The sequence below is a fragment of the Streptomyces sp. NPDC001410 genome, from assembly GCF_042895235.1.
Classification (GTDB): Bacteria; Actinomycetota; Actinomycetes; order Streptomycetales; family Streptomycetaceae; genus Streptomyces.
The window spans coordinates 442,609-456,523 of sequence record NZ_JBIAWE010000004.1 but is presented as its reverse complement, the minus strand read 5'-3'; the positions used below and the strand labels follow the sequence as shown (position 1 = coordinate 456,523).

Annotated in this window: 13 protein-coding genes; 9 read left to right on the top strand and 4 right to left on the bottom strand. The window is 70.0% G+C overall.

All coding sequences use genetic code 11. The annotated features are described in order from the left end of the window. Nucleotides 1–27 precede the first annotated feature (27 nt). Nucleotides 28–465, bottom strand: coding sequence for a cell division protein SepF (locus ACFY3C_RS11515; RefSeq protein ID WP_386574537.1), 438 nt, complete (start codon nt 463–465; stop codon nt 28–30). Nucleotides 466–693: 228 nt separating this feature from the next. Between ACFY3C_RS11515 and ACFY3C_RS11510 the strand changes: the two genes are divergently transcribed. The 8 genes from ACFY3C_RS11510 (at nt 694) to ACFY3C_RS11475 (ending at nt 11,208) form a co-directional block, all read left to right on the top strand. Then, on the top strand, nt 694–822 hold the full coding sequence (locus tag ACFY3C_RS11510) for a hypothetical protein (protein WP_390770588.1): 129 nt from the start codon (nt 694–696) through the stop codon (nt 820–822). Nucleotides 823–1,023: 201 nt separating this feature from the next. Then, entirely contained in the window at nt 1,024–1,809 is a 786-nt protein-coding gene (locus tag ACFY3C_RS11505) for a DUF1684 domain-containing protein (protein ID WP_390770587.1), read from the top strand. Nucleotides 1,810–1,964: 155 nt separating this feature from the next. After that, nucleotides 1,965–2,816: a S1 family peptidase gene (locus ACFY3C_RS11500; protein ID WP_390770586.1), complete on the top strand. Its 852-nt coding sequence runs from the start codon at nt 1,965–1,967 to the stop codon at nt 2,814–2,816. Nucleotides 2,817–3,111: 295 nt separating this feature from the next. After that, complete coding sequence (locus ACFY3C_RS11495) at nt 3,112–4,011, top strand: S1 family peptidase (protein WP_386574542.1); 900 nt, start codon at nt 3,112–3,114, stop codon at nt 4,009–4,011. Between the two features lie 338 nt (nt 4,012–4,349). Further along, the gene (locus ACFY3C_RS11490; RefSeq protein ID WP_390770585.1) at nt 4,350–5,432 is read left to right on the top strand and encodes a S1 family peptidase; all 1,083 of its coding nucleotides are present in this window, start codon (nt 4,350–4,352) and stop codon (nt 5,430–5,432) included. A gap of 219 nt (nt 5,433–5,651) precedes the next feature. Next, the gene (locus ACFY3C_RS11485; protein ID WP_390770584.1) at nt 5,652–9,119 is read left to right on the top strand and encodes a DNA polymerase III subunit alpha; all 3,468 of its coding nucleotides are present in this window, start codon (nt 5,652–5,654) and stop codon (nt 9,117–9,119) included. Then, nucleotides 9,116–10,090 carry a hypothetical protein gene (locus tag ACFY3C_RS11480; protein WP_386574545.1) on the top strand — a complete coding sequence of 325 codons (975 nt, stop codon included), beginning with the start codon at nt 9,116–9,118 and terminating at the stop codon, nt 10,088–10,090. The genes ACFY3C_RS11485 and ACFY3C_RS11480 overlap by 4 nt, the downstream gene beginning before the upstream one ends. A 254-nt stretch (nt 10,091–10,344) precedes the next feature. Continuing rightward, the gene (locus ACFY3C_RS11475; RefSeq protein ID WP_390770583.1) at nt 10,345–11,208 is read left to right on the top strand and encodes an esterase/lipase family protein; all 864 of its coding nucleotides are present in this window, start codon (nt 10,345–10,347) and stop codon (nt 11,206–11,208) included. 55 nt (nt 11,209–11,263) lie between these two features. Here ACFY3C_RS11475 and ACFY3C_RS11470 read toward each other — a convergent pair whose 3' ends face one another. Then, complete coding sequence (locus ACFY3C_RS11470) at nt 11,264–12,217, bottom strand: lytic polysaccharide monooxygenase (protein ID WP_390770619.1); 954 nt, start codon at nt 12,215–12,217, stop codon at nt 11,264–11,266. A 208-nt stretch (nt 12,218–12,425) separates the two neighbouring features. After that, complete coding sequence (locus ACFY3C_RS11465) at nt 12,426–13,148, bottom strand: hypothetical protein (RefSeq protein WP_390770618.1); 723 nt, start codon at nt 13,146–13,148, stop codon at nt 12,426–12,428. A gap of 60 nt (nt 13,149–13,208) precedes the next feature. On the opposite strand from ACFY3C_RS11465, the gene ACFY3C_RS11460 reads away from it, so the two are divergent. Beyond that, nucleotides 13,209–13,658 (top strand): GNAT family N-acetyltransferase, encoded by a 450-nt coding sequence (locus ACFY3C_RS11460; protein WP_386574575.1) that lies wholly within the window; start codon nt 13,209–13,211, stop codon nt 13,656–13,658. Between the two features lie 28 nt (nt 13,659–13,686). Here ACFY3C_RS11460 and ACFY3C_RS11455 read toward each other — a convergent pair whose 3' ends face one another. Next, a complete protein-coding gene (locus ACFY3C_RS11455) occupies nt 13,687–13,821 on the bottom strand; it encodes a hypothetical protein (RefSeq protein WP_386574576.1) in 135 nt (44 codons plus the stop codon). Nucleotides 13,822–13,915 lie beyond the last annotated feature (94 nt).

The following is a 13,915-nucleotide window of genomic DNA, read 5'->3' as shown; positions in this document are numbered from 1 at the left end:
GGGGCAGGGCCGGTGAGCGGCCCTGCCTCAGCTCTGGTTGAAGAAACCGTCCTCGCGGCGCGCCGCCGGCTCACCGCTGATGATCTCCGTGTTCGCGGGCGTCAGCAGGAAGACCCGGTTGGCCACCCGCTCGATCGTGCCCCGCAGGCCGAAGGTCAGCCCGGCCGCGAAGTCCACCACGCGCTTGGCGTCGGCGGGCTCCATCACCGTGAGGTTCATGATGACCGGGACCCCGTCCCGGAACAGCTCTCCGATGGCGCGGGCGTCCCGGAAGCTGTCCGGGGTGACCGTGCCGATCCGGCGGCCCTTCTCCTCGGCCGTGTCCGTGGCCACCTTCACCCGGGGGTCCGTGACCCAGGCGTCCGCGGGCTCGGCGCCCTCGGAGTAGTCGTCGTCGTAGTAGCGCTCGTCATCGTTGTCGTCGACGAGGCCGAGCCACGCACTCGCCTTGCGTACCGATCCCATGGACGCCTCCTCTCACAGCGGTCCTTCTTACTTGCGCATCCCTATGGTCATCCATGATGCGGACGGCGCGCCAAGTGGATAGACGCCGCGCGGGGGGTTTGTGACGGTACTGGTGCAGAGACGATCCGTCGAGAGCCCTTGTGCCCCAAGGGTCTTGACTCGTACGGCTGCTGACTGTGAGTGAAATATGATGTTCGGGGGCGGATGGGTGATGCCCGGAGCGTACGGGTGAATGAACGTCAGTTCTTCAGCTTCGGTGGGCTGATCCGGGACCTGGTGATCGACGAGCCCGTCGTCCCCCACTTCTTCAGGATCCTGCGAGCCGGCCTCACCGCTGGATCCGGAGCCGGTCGGTGAAGTCCGGGACGCTGTCCGGGACTTGGCGCAGTGGGCTCGACTTCGTGGCGCCGGACGACTCCCTCGCGCCCCGGGCCCGACGACTCGCCGCGACTTCCCGTCCCATTCCGCACGGAATACCAGGGCGCAACTCCGCGCTCACCCCTCGGGCTGCCCGACCCGCCGTGGGAGGGTCGAGCGCGTAGGAGAGGAATGGATCGTATGACCGGCGATGCACCGGATGCTGCCTGGAAGCAGTGGCACGAGCGGCGCGTGGAGAGGATCTCGGCGCCCTATGGGCCGCTCGCGCTGACCGCCACCCACTGGGTCGAGGACCATCCGGAAGGGCGACTTCCGGACATTCCCGGGACGTGGGTGGCGGATGGTGACGGGGTGGTGCTCGCGGCCGCCGAGGGTGACGGGCTGACCCTGGACGGCAGGCCCTTCGCCGGGGAGGCCCACCTCGCCGCCGACCTCGGGCCGGAGGCCGAGTCGCGGGTCGCGCTGGGCGAGAAGCGGCTGGTCGTGCTGGTCCGCGAGGACGTGTGGGGAGTGCGGGTCTACGACCCCGCCGCCGAGGCCCGCCGCACCTTCGGCGGCATCGAGGCCACCCCGTACGACCCGCGCTGGTCGGTGCCGGGGCGCTTCACGCCGTACGACGACACGCGCACCGTGCGGGTCGGCAACGCGGACGGACGGGAGCGCGGGCTCGCCCTCGCCGGGGAACTCGCCTTCTCCCTGGCCGGAAGCGATCTCACGCTCCAGGTCGCGCAGCAGGGCGACGGCCGGCTGTGGGCGGTGTTCGGCGACGCCACCAGCGGCGACACCAGCTTCCGCTTCCGGTTCCTGTTCCCGCAGGCACCGGACGCCGAGGGGCGTACCACGGTCGACTTCAACCGCGCCCAGCTCCCGCCGTGCGCCTTCGCCGATCACTTCATCTGCCCCTTCCCGCCGTCGGGCAACCGGCTGGACGTGGCGATCGAGGCGGGGGAGCGTGCCCTGAACTGAACCGGAGCCGGGTCAACCCCTTGCTGTGAGCCTCTTGTGAGCGTAACGCTCCGGCGTCATCCTCATTGATCGGTGCATGTCAGGAACATGCCATTCCGGCAGCGTCTCACGGGCCCCCACCCCGTAGGGCCTTCCGCTCCCCAAGAGGAGGATCAGTGAGAACCAAACGCACCCGACTGCTCGCCGTCGCCGCAGGTCTCGTCGCCGCCACCCTGGCGGGAGTACCCACCGCAGGGGCCACCGGCACCCCCGCCCGCGGCGCGGCGCAGCTGGCCCGCGTTTCGGACAACGTCGCACGGGCCGCCGTCGACGGCACCGCCTGGTATGCGGACCGTGCGTCCGGGCACATCGTCGTCACCGCCGACGCAACGGTCACCCCGGCCGGCATCGCTCGCATCGAGAAGGCCGCGGGCGCCGACGCGGGCGCTGTCGAGGTCCGCCGCACCAGCGGGGTCTTCCGGCCGCTGCTGGGCGCCGGCGACGCCATCTACGGCGGCCAGTACCGCTGTTCGCTCGGCTTCAACGTGGTCAGCGGCAGCACGTACTACTTCCTCACCGCGGGCCACTGCGGCAAGGTCGCCAAGACCTGGTACACCAACCAGGCGCACACCACGCTCATCGGCCCGACCATCGACTACGACTTCCCCGGCAACGACTTCGCCCTCGTCCGCTACGACAACACCGCCCTCAGCCACCCCGGCGGCTACACCGCCGCCAACGCCTACGTCGGCGAGAACGTCAAGCGCACCGGCTCCACCTCCGGCACCCACGGCGGCACCGTCACCGCGCTGAACGTCAGCGTCCGCTACCAGGGTGGCGGCACGGTCAGCGGCATGATCCAGACCACGGTGTGCGCCGAGCCCGGCGACTCCGGCGGTCCCCTCTACGACGGCACCAAGGCCCTGGGCATCACCTCGGGCGGCAGCGGCGACTGCACGACCGGCGGTACGACGTTCTTCCAGCCCGTCCCGGAGGCGCTCAGCGCCTACGGCGTCAGCATCTACTAGCCTGTCCACCGGCCGCTCCCTGTTGAAGGGGAGCGGCCGTCACGTCGTACGGAACCGCCATCATCTCGTCGTACGGAAGCGCCGTGCGGTGAAAGGTGAACGCGCGTAGCAGGCAGGGCAGTTGAACGCTGCACGGCCGAAAGGTGCCCTTGCGCCTACCGGCCGTTCGGCCGAATACTCCCCCTCAGCGCTTGTCAGGGGCATACGTGTTCGGAACCCAGGACCGGCCCCTGGCTGCGCCTCACGGGCCCCGACCCCACGCGGGCCCCCGACTTCCCCTGGGAGGGAACGAAACGTGAGGATCAAGCGCACCACTCCCCGCAGCGGCATCGCAAGACGGACCCGGCTGATCGCCGTGGCCACCGGCTTCCTGGCCGCAGCCGCGTTCGCCGCCCCCACCGCGAACGCCAGCGACGCCCACACGTTCAGCGCCACCCAGCTCACCAAGGCGAGCGACTCCGTCCTCAAGGCCGACATCGCCGGCACGGCCTGGGCGGTGGACAGCAAGACCAACCGTGTCGTCGTCACCGTCGACAGCACGGTCTCCCAGGCCGAGATCGCCAAGATCAAGCGGCAGGCCGGCGGCAACTCGGGCGCGCTGACCATCAAGCACACGTCCGGCAAGTTCAACAAGCTGATCACCGGCGGCGACGCGATCTACGGCGGCTCCTACCGCTGCTCGCTCGGCTTCAACGTGCGCAGCGGCAGCACGTACTACTTCCTGACCGCCGGTCACTGCGGCGAGGTCGCCTCGACCTGGTACAGCAACTCCGGCCACACCACGACGCTGGGCACGAACGTCGGCTACAGCTTCCCGGGCAACGACTTCGCGCTGGTGCGCTACACCAACTCCTCGATCGCGCACCCGAGCGCGGTGGGCAGCCAGACCATCAGCAGTGCGGCGACTCCGTCCGTGGGCACGACCGTCTACCGGCGTGGTTCCACCACCGGTACGCACAGCGGGCGGGTCACCGCACTGAACGCGACCGTCAACTACGGCAGCGGTGACATCGTCTACGGCCTGATCCAGACCACGGTCTGCGCCGAGGGCGGCGACAGCGGCGGTCCGCTCTACGCGGGCACCGTGGCCTACGGTCTGACCTCCGGCGGCAGCGGCAACTGCACCTCCGGCGGTACGACGTTCTTCCAGCCGGTCACCGAGGCACTGAGCTACTACGGTGTGACCCTTCCCTGAGCCAGTCCGGTCCCTGAGTCAGTCCGGCTCTGCGAGCCCCCGCGCGCGGGTTGCGTGTGGGGGCTCGTTCCTGCCCGGGGAAGGTGGCATTCCGGCCAGGGGCAACTGTCACTGTCCGCCGATGGGCTACTCGCACGTAGTGTTTGCAGTGCGAATTCCCTGGGGTGACCGTCGTACGCCCAAGTCGGCGGGGGCGTGCGGTCACTTCGTGCGCGCGTCCTGAAGTCGACCTTGTGTGCTGCCTGTGCGGTTCGGAAGAGTGGGCGCCCGTCAACCAGCCTTCCGGCCCTTGAGGTCCCCACAACCTCTCGGGCCGACCCCCCACAGGAGGACGTGAGTTGAAGCACCGACGCATATCCGGGCGACGGGCCGTCGTGACCGGCGCGGGAATCGCCGCATTGGTCGCCGCGGGTGTCACCTTCCAGACTGCGAACGCCAGCGAGCCCGCCAAGTCCGCCCCAAAAGCGCGGGTTCTGTCCGTTCCGGCGGCCGGAAAGCTCGCCTCGGCGCTGGTTGAGGACCTCGGGTCCGACGCCGCGGGCAGCTACTACGACGCCCGGACCAAGAGCCTCGTCGTCAACGTGCTCGACGCCACCGCCGCCAAGTCCGTCCGGGCGGCCGGCGCCAAGGCCAGAATCGTCGACCACTCGCTGGCCGAACTCGAGGGCGCACGAGCGACGTTGAAGAAGGACGCCACCATCCCCGGTACCTCGTGGGCGATCGACCCGGTCACCAACAAGGTCGTCGTCACCGCGGACAGGACGGTGTCCGGGGGTGAGTGGGCGAAGCTCGGCAAGGTCGTCGACGGGCTTGGGACCAAGGCCGAACTGAAGCGGTCGAGGGGGGAGTTCAAGGCCTTCATCGCCGGTGGCGACGCCATCACGGGATCGGGTGGGCGTTGCTCGCTCGGCTTCAATGTGGTCAAGGACGGGCAGCCGTACTTCCTGACCGCGGGGCACTGCACCGAGGCCATCTCTTCCTGGTCGGACTCCTCCGGCAACGTCATCGGCGAGAACGCGCAGTCCAGCTTCCCGGGCAACGACTTCGGGCTGGTCAAGTACACCTCGGACGTGGATCACCCGAGCGAGGTCGACCTCTACAACGGGTCCGCCCAGCAGATCACCGGCGCGGCCGAGGCCACCGTCGGTATGAAGGTCACCCGGAGCGGCTCGACCACCCAGGTGCACGACGGCACGGTCACCGGGCTGAACGCCACCGTCAACTACTCCGAGGGCACGGTCAGCGGTCTGATCCAGACCGACGTGTGCGCCGAGCCCGGTGACAGCGGTGGCTCGCTGTTCTCCGGCAGCAGCGCGATCGGGCTGACGTCCGGTGGCAGCGGTGACTGCACCTCCGGTGGGGAGACCTTCTTCCAGCCGGTCACCGAGGCGCTCTCGGCCACGGGGGCGCAGATCGGCTGACGCCCCGGCTTCTGCTTCGTCGGAGTCCGTCCCGGGTGTGGGGGCGGGCTTCGTCGTTTCATGCCTGTGGCGCCTGCTCGGGTACTGGTCGCAGGCGGCATCCGCGCAGGTGAGAGGTGCTCGAACGGATGTCGCACACTTGTTCGGGAATGGGGGTATGGTGGGGGTGGGAACAGATGTTCGAGAGCCGTTTGGGGCTCACGAGTGCGGGAGGTGCGTGTGCCGGGCTTCGCGCATCTGCACACCGTCTCCGGGTTCTCCCTGCGGTATGGAGCCTCGCACCCGGAGCGGCTGGCCGAGCGTGCCTCGGAGCGGGGCATGGACGCTCTTGCCCTCACCGATCGTGACACCCTTGCGGGCGCGGTGCGGTTCGCCAAGGCGTGCGCCAAGGTCGGGGTCCGTCCGCTGTTCGGTGTGAATCTCGCGGTGGGTGAGCCGGTGGTCGCGCGGCGTGAGCGGCGGCGTGCGCCGGTGCGCGGTGGTGCCTTTGTCGATGAGTCGGCAGCCCGGGTGACCTTCCTTGCCCGGGACGGCGCCCGTGGCTGGGCCGATCTGTGCAGGATCGTCACGGCGGCGCATGAGGGTGAGGGTGCGCCTTTGCTGCCCTGGGACGGCAACCAGGGCGATGGTGTGAGTGTGCTGCTGGGGCCGGGCTCCGATGTGGGGCGTGCTCTTGCCGCGGGGCGTCCCGATCGGGCCGCCAAGCTGCTCGTTCCCTGGCGTGAGGTCTACGGCGACGCGCTGCGCCTGGAGACCGTCTGGCACGGTCGTGAAGGTACGGGGTCCGGTTCTCTGCGGCTGGCCGCCCGCACGGTCGGCTTCGCCGCCGAGCAGCGGGTCCGGCCCGTGCTCAGCAACGCGGTTCGGTACGCCGATCCCGGTCAGGGGCCGGTCGCCGACGTGCTGGATGCCGCTCGCCGTCTGGTTCCGATCGATCCTCGCAAGGAGCTGGACTCGGGCGAGGCCTGGCTGAAGGACGCGCAGGCCATGCTGCGGGTCGCCGAGCGGGTGGTGGAGGCGGCCGGCTATCGGCGCGACACCGCTCATCGGCTGCTGGAGCAGACCCGGGCCACGGCCGCCGAGTGCCTGGTCGATCCTGAGGACGACCTCGGCATGGGGAGCGTTCATTTCCCCGAGGCGCATCTCGTCGGCGCCGGGCGGCGTACCGCCCAGCGGGCGCTCGCCTCGCGGGCCGCCGCGGGCATGGTGCTGCGCGGCTATGCCGACCGCCGGGAGTACTGGGCGCGGATGCATGACGAGCTGGACATCATCGCCCATCACGGCTTCGCCTCCTATTTCCTGACGGTTGCCCAGGTGGTGGACGACGTAAGGGGCATGGGGATTCGGGTGGCCGCCCGTGGGTCCGGCGCCGGCTCCCTCGTCAATCATCTGCTCGGGATCGCGCACGCCGACCCGATCGAGCACGGGCTGCTGATGGAGCGCTTCCTGTCCAAGCGCCGCCTCGCCCTGCCCGACATCGACATCGACGTGGAGTCCGCGCGCAGGCTGGAGGTCTACCGCGCGATCATCGGCCGGTTCGGCACCGAGCGGGTCGCGACCGTCGCCATGCCGGAGACCTATCGGGTGCGGCACGCGATTCGTGATGTCGGGGCCGCCCTGTCCATGGACCCCGCCGACATCGACCGCATCGCCAAGTCCTTCCCGCACATCCGGGCCCGGGACGCCCGAGCCGCGCTGGAGGAGCTGCCCGAGCTGAAGCAGCTCGCGGGGGAGCTTCAGCGGGAAGGCGCGCGGTACGGCAGGATGTGGGAGCTGGTCGAGGCCCTCGACGCCCTGCCGCGCGGGATCGCCATGCATCCGTGCGGGGTGCTCCTGTCGGATGCCTCGCTGCTCGCCCGTACGCCGGTCATGCCGACCAGCGGCGAGGGGTTCCCCATGTCGCAGTTCGACAAGGAGGACGTGGAGGACCTCGGGCTGCTCAAGCTGGATGTGCTGGGCGTGCGGATGCAGTCGGCCATGGCGCACGCGGTCGCCGAGGTGGAGCGGGCGACGGGGGAGCGGATCGATCTGGATGCCGTGCAGGGAGGTGACCCGGCGACGTATCAACTGATCCGGTCCGCCGAGACCTTGGGCTGCTTCCAGATCGAGTCGCCCGGGCAGCGGGATCTGGTGGGGCGGCTCCAGCCGGCCACCTTTCACGACCTGGTCGTCGACATCTCGCTGTTCCGGCCGGGGCCGGTCGCCGCCGACATGGTGCGGCCGTTCATCGAGGCGCGGCACGGGCGGGCGCCGATCCGCTGTCCGCACCCGGATCTGGAGGGGCCGCTGAAGGAGACGTACGGGGTCGTCGTCTTCCACGAGCAGATCATCCACATCGTCGACATCATGACCGGCTGCGGCCGGGCCGAGGCGGACGCGGTGCGGCGCGGGCTGTCCGATCCGGAGTCGCAGGGGCGGATCCGGGTCTGGTTCGCGCAGCATGCGGCGGCCAACGGATATGACGCGGAAACGATTCAGCGGACCTGGGAGATCGTCGAGGCGTTCGGGTCGTACGGCTTCTGCAAGGCGCATGCGGTCGCCTTCGCCGTACCGACGTACCAGTCGGCGTGGCTGAAGGCCCATCACCCGGCCGCCTTCTACGCCGGGCTGCTCACGCATGATCCCGGGATGTATCCGAAGCGGCTGCTGCTGGCGGACGCGCGGCGGCGCGGGGTGCCGATCCTGCCGCTGGACGTGAATGTGTCCGGGGTGACACACAGGGTCGAACTGGTGTCTGAATCTGGAGTGTGGGGGCTGCGGCTCGCGCTCTCCGACGTGTACGGCATCAGCGAGGCCGAGGCGAAGCGGATCGCGGACGGGCAGCCGTACGCCTCGCTGCTCGACTTCTGGGAGCGGGCGCGGCCGAGCCGTCCCCTCGCCCAGCGGCTCGCACAGGTGGGCGCGTTGGACGCCTTCGGCGCCAACCGGCGGGATCTGCAGCTGCATCTGACCGAGCTGCACCGGGGCGCCCGGGGCGGGGGCGGTGGTCAGCTCCCTCTGGCCGGTGGCCGGAAGACGGCCTCGGCCGGGCTGCCCGACCTGACCTCGGCGGAGCGGCTCAGTGCCGAGTTGGGCGTGCTGTCCATGGACGCCTCGCGCAATCTGATGGACGACCACCGGGAGTTCCTCAAGGAGCTGGGCGTGGTGTCCGCGCGTCGGCTGCGCGAGGCCCGGCACGGGGAGACGGTGCTGGTCGCGGGCGCCAAGGCGGCCACCCAGACCCCGCCGATCCGGTCCGGCAAGCGGGTCATCTTCAGCACGCTGGACGACGGCACGGGCCTGGTCGACCTCGCCTTCTTCGACGACTCGCACGACGCCTGCGCGCACACTGTCTTCCACTCCTGGCTGCTGCTGGTGCGCGGAGTGGTGCAGCGGCGCGGCCCGCGCAGCCTGAGCGTGGTGGGCTCCGCCGCCTGGAACCTCGCCGAACTGGTCGAACTGCGCACCGAGGGCGGTCTCGACGAGGTGGCCGCCCGGCTGGCGGAGCCCGTCCGGGAAGGCGCGGACGAGGCGGACGGCGCGGACGGGACGGACGGGGCGGACCCGACGGGTGGCCGCCGGATCCATCTGCCGACCGGGTACGAGATGCATCCGTGGGCCGACCTGCGGCCCGCGGGTCAGGAGGCCTCACAAGGGCCTTCAGCGGTACGGAAGTTGTGGCACCAGAGTCCGGGGAGTGCGGGATGACCATCCTCTGCGTACGTTTCCAGCTGCCGCCGATGTACGAGGCGGCCCTGCCCGGGCTGCTCGGGCTGCTGGAGGAGTTCACCCCGGTCGTGGAGGCCATGCCCCCGGACGCGGCGCTGGCCGATCTCCGGGGTGCCGAGCGGTACTTCGGGCGCAGCGGTGTGGAACTGGCCTCGGTGATCCGGGTCCGGGCCCTCGCGCTGTACGGCGTCGACTGTGTGATCGGCGCCGGACCGGGACCGATGCTGGCCCGCGTGGCGCTGCGCGACGCCCGTCCCGGGGTGACCTGTGCCGTGCCCGAGGAGCCGGCCGCCATCGCGGAGTTCCTTGCCGAGCGGCCCGTGTCCGCACTGCCCGGCGTCGGTACGGCGACCGCCCGCACCCTGTGCGAGTACGGCCTGGACACGCTGGGTCTGGTCGCCGCCGCACCCCTGTCCACGCTGCAGCGGCTGATCGGCGCGAAGGCGGGGCGCGAGCTGCGCGAGAAGGCGAGCGGTATCGACCGGGGCCGGGTCGTACCGAACGCCGTCTCCCGATCCCTCGCCGCCGACCGCTCCTTCGACCTGGACGAGTTGGACCCCGACCGGCACCGCACGGCACTGCTGTCCGCCGCCGAGGAACTCGGGGCCCGGCTGCGTGCGGTGGAGAAGGTCTGCCGCACCCTGACCCTCACCGTGCGCTACGCCGACCGCTCCTCGACCACCCGCAGCCGCACCCTCAAGGAACCGACCGCACACTCGGCGTCCCTGACGAGGACGGCCTACGGCATGTACGAGGCGCTCGGCCTCCAGCGCGCCCGGGTCCGCGCGCTCACCCTGCGTGCCGAGGGCCTGACCCCCGCCGGCCAGGCCTCCTACCAGCTCACCTTCGACCCCGTGGACGAGAAGGTCCGCCGCATCGAGGAGGTCGCGGACCGGGCCCGGGCGAAGTTCGGGCCACGGGCGGTGATGCCGGGGGCGCTGGCGGCGTAACTGCTGGGCGAGGGCGAAGTGCGGGCGTTGCGGGAGCGTTTGACGCGGATCATGCCCTACCGTCCGATCAGACCTGCCTGGTGACGGTTCATCGGCTGCTGAACGAGCCGCTGGTTATCACTGGAAGTTTTTACTGACGCGTAACTTCACAGCTGCACTACTCGCCCGTAACTTGACGAGTGAACAGCATCCTCGTGATCCGGATCACAGGGTTAGGCCGTCGCACCTCCCTTGAGCCGCAAGGAGATCACACGATGCTGCCCTGGACGCGAGTGTTCAGACCCCTCGCAGCGCTGCTCCTGACCGCCGCAGTGGCCGTCGTTCCCGCCGCCACCGCCCACGCCGCCGACGCCGCTCCCAGCAGCGGCTGGAACAACTACTCCTGCAAGCCCTCCGCCGACCACCCCCGCCCGGTGATCCTGGTCCACGGCACCCTGGGCAACTCCATCGACAACTGGCTGTCCCTCGCACCGTATCTGAAGACCCGCGGATACTGCGTCTACTCCCTCGACTACGGCCAACTGCCCGGCGTCCCGCTCTTCTACGGCCTCGGCCCCATCGACAAGTCGGCCGAGCAACTGTCCGCCTTCGTCGACAAGGTGCTCTCCGCGACCGGTGCCGCCAAGGCCGACCTGGTCGGGCACTCGCAGGGCGGCATGATGCCCCGCTACTACCTGAAGTTCCTCGGCGGATCCGCGAAGGTGAACTCCCTAGTCGGCCTCGCCCCCGACAACCACGGCACCGACCTGTACGGCCTCACCAACCTGCTGCCGTACTTCCCCGGCGCCGAGGACCTGATCAAGGCCACCACCCCCGGCCTCGCCGACCAGATCGCCGGCTCCGCCTTCCTCACCAAGCTCAACGCGGGCGGCGACACCGTCCCCGGAGTGCACTACACGGTCATCGCCACCAAGTACGACGAGGTGGCCACGCCCTGGCGCGACCAGTACCTGAGCGGCTCGGACGTCCACAACGTCCTGCTCCAGGACCTGTGCCCGCTCGACCTCTCCGAGCACGTGGCGATCGGGCTCTTCGACCGGATCGCCTTCCACGAGGTGGCCAACGCCCTCGACCCGGCCCACGCCAAGGCCACCACCTGCGCGTCGGCCTTCAGCTGACGCGCCGCCGGGGCCTGTCCGACCTGAGCCGCCGGACAGGCCCCGGAGTCCTGGATCACCGCCCGTGCCGGCCGCCCGCGGCACGCCGTCGCACCGACATGAACAGCACCGCCGAACCCAGCGCCAGCGCCGCCGCGCCGCCGATCGCCACGTACGTGGTGCCGGTGGAGGCACCGGTCTCGGCGAGGTTCTCCGAAGTCCCGGCCGCCTTCGGCTCGTTGGCCGGGGTCGCCGGGGCCGCGGCGGCCGGCTCGGCGGACGTGCTCGCGTCGTCGTCCCCGTGCCCGTGGTGCTCGATCGTCGACTTGTCGGCACCGTCCGCGATCTGCCCGTCGGAGGGCGCGGAGGCGCTCGGAGCGGGGGTGGTGCCGCCCGCCGAACCGCCGCCGAAGCCGACGTCGGAGCAGGAGTAGAAGGCCTCCGGGCTGTCCGAGCGCTGCCAGACCGCGTACAGCAGCTGCTTGCCCGAGCGCTCGGGAAGGGTGCCCGTGAAGGTGTAGAAGCCGCCCGAGGGGACCGGGTCGGTGGCCGTCGCGACCGGGTGCTCCAGGTCCAGGTCTCCCCAGGCCAGCGGCTTCGCCGGGTCGTAGCCGGGCTTGGTGACGTAGACCTTGAAGGTGCCCTTGTGCGGGGCGGTCACGCGGTACTTGAAGGTGTACGACCCACTGCGCACGCTCGTCGCCGGCCAGTCCGCGCGGGCCAGGTCCAGCCCCTTGAACTCCTCGTTGTTCGCGCTGCACAGCTTGCCGTCCGGGATCAGCTCCTGGTGCCGTCCGGCTGCGTCGCCGATGCGGATGCCGTTCCAGTCGTACAGCGCCTGCGTACCGCCCGCGGCGACCGCTGCCTTGCACGCGGCCGACCTCGGGCTCTCCGGTCCCTCCGCGTAGCACTGCGACACCCTGCTGACCGGGTCGCCCATCGAACCGTGCGCGGAGGCGGGCGCGGCGGACAGCGCGAGCGCGGCGCTGCCGAGGGCGGCGACGAGGGCAGCCTTACGGCGTTGGGGTATCCCCTGCTCGAGCGAAGTCGAGAGCTTGGGGAAGGACATGGGGAACTCCTAGGAACGGTCCTCGGGGGTGGGGGTGAATCCCGGGGGGGGGCGATCAGAAGCTAGCCCCAAGAAACCGTGAAATCGCCTGTCGGGGGCAGGCGATGGAGATCCTTATGGTGCCGTTAAGGCGGGCCTAACCGGGGGCTCAGGAAGGAGGGTGGGCACCTCACTGTGTCAAGAGCATGTAGGTGTTCTCAAGCTCGTCCTGCAGGACGTGCGCCTGTCCGTTCACGGTGCGCAGCGAGAGGTCGCGTGCCGGGGTGTCCTCGCGGTACGTCCATCCATCCGGGAGTTGTAGCCGGTCCGCCAGCCTGGGAAGCGCGTCCGTGGTGAGGGTGTCGTCCACGATGTGTGAGTACGCCTGCATCACGTACGTACGGCCATCGGCATCGAGCAGTTGATAGACGGGCTTGCCCGCGGCGAACAGCCATTCGTTGTCCCGGTTGACCACCAGGTCCTTGTAGAAGCGTTCATTTCCCCTGCTGTTGAGGTCCAAGCCCGCGGGAATCTCCAGTTCGGCGACCCGGCGTGCCTCCAGCCCCTGGAACGAGCGGATGTCGCCGACCCCGGACGCGGTGATGCGGTCCATCAGCCAGAACCGTGGACCGTTCAACCAAGCGGCAGGCACCTCGGCTTCACGGGCGACGCTGACTGCATCCAGAGCCGACCACTTCTCCGGCGGGCAGTCGTTGAGACCCATGGTGTTGTACACCTCGGCCCGAAGCTCCCCCCGTTCCCCAGGGCTGATCAGGATGATCTCTCCGTAGCGGGCGTTGCGGACCCCGTCGAGCTGCCTGGTCTCGTGGGTAGTTGACATCAGATACTCCCTGTCGAACGTCTGGCCGACCCCACTCCAACCACGTTCGTCGCCGCTTTGGGCCGCGAGCATCACCCTTCAGGGGTGAATGCCGGGCTGTACCGTCGCGAGAGGCGGGATAGCGTTCCCGCCATGACGAACGACGAGATCCGCCCCGCCCGGGCTGCCGACGTGCCGGCCGTGATGGTCGTGACGGATGCGGCGTACCAGCGCTACATCGAGCGCATCGGGGTGGTGCCGCAGCCCATGGAGGCGGACCATGCGGCGGACGTGGCCGCGGGCCGGGTGTTCGTGTTCGGGGAGCCGGTGGTCGGGCTCGTCGTGGTCGATGCTCACGACGACCACCTGTTTCTCGACAGCATCGCCGTCCATCCCGACGCGCACGGCAAGGGGGTGGGGCGGCGCCTGCTGGAGTTCGTGGACGCACGCGCGCGTGCGCTCGGTCTGCCCGAGGTCAGGCTCTACACGAACGCGCTGATGTGGGAGAACCAGAAGATCTATCCGAGGTTCGGCTACGAGGTCGTGGAGCGGCGCGTGGACGGGCCGTACGACCGCATCCACTACCGGAAACGACTGATCTGACACCGGGCGCCGGGATCTGCTGGTCCGGTCAGCTGTCCGGCCACCAGGTGCGTGCGATGTCCTTGCGCACCTCCGGACGCCCCGCGGGGCGCTCCTCCGCCTCTTCGCGGATCCGGCGGCCGTCCGTCCTCTTCAGGGGCTTCTGCACGGTCACTCGGCGCATGGCTGCCTCCTTCAGTGCCCACCTGGATCCGCGGTGTCACGGAGGTAGACCCTTTGGGCGAGAGTTCCTCATCGGTGCCGGTCTGTCAGTGGCG

Excerpts from the sequence above, each read along its gene's own strand:
- ACFY3C_RS11515 (WP_386574537.1), bottom strand. The coding sequence starts at position 465 with ATGGGATCGGTACGCAAGGCGAGTGCGTGGCTCGGCCTCGTCGACGAC.
- ACFY3C_RS11505 (WP_390770587.1), top strand. The coding sequence starts at position 1,024 with ATGACCGGCGATGCACCGGATGCTGCCTGGAAGCAGTGGCACGAGCGG.
- ACFY3C_RS11480 (WP_386574545.1), top strand. The coding sequence starts at position 9,116 with ATGACCATCCTCTGCGTACGTTTCCAGCTGCCGCCGATGTACGAGGCG.
- ACFY3C_RS11475 (WP_390770583.1), top strand. The coding sequence starts at position 10,345 with ATGCTGCCCTGGACGCGAGTGTTCAGACCCCTCGCAGCGCTGCTCCTG.
- ACFY3C_RS11465 (WP_390770618.1), bottom strand. The coding sequence starts at position 13,148 with ATGCTCGCGGCCCAAAGCGGCGACGAACGTGGTTGGAGTGGGGTCGGC.
- ACFY3C_RS11460 (WP_386574575.1), top strand. The coding sequence starts at position 13,209 with ATGACGAACGACGAGATCCGCCCCGCCCGGGCTGCCGACGTGCCGGCC.
- ACFY3C_RS11455 (WP_386574576.1), bottom strand. The coding sequence starts at position 13,821 with ATGCGCCGAGTGACCGTGCAGAAGCCCCTGAAGAGGACGGACGGCCGC.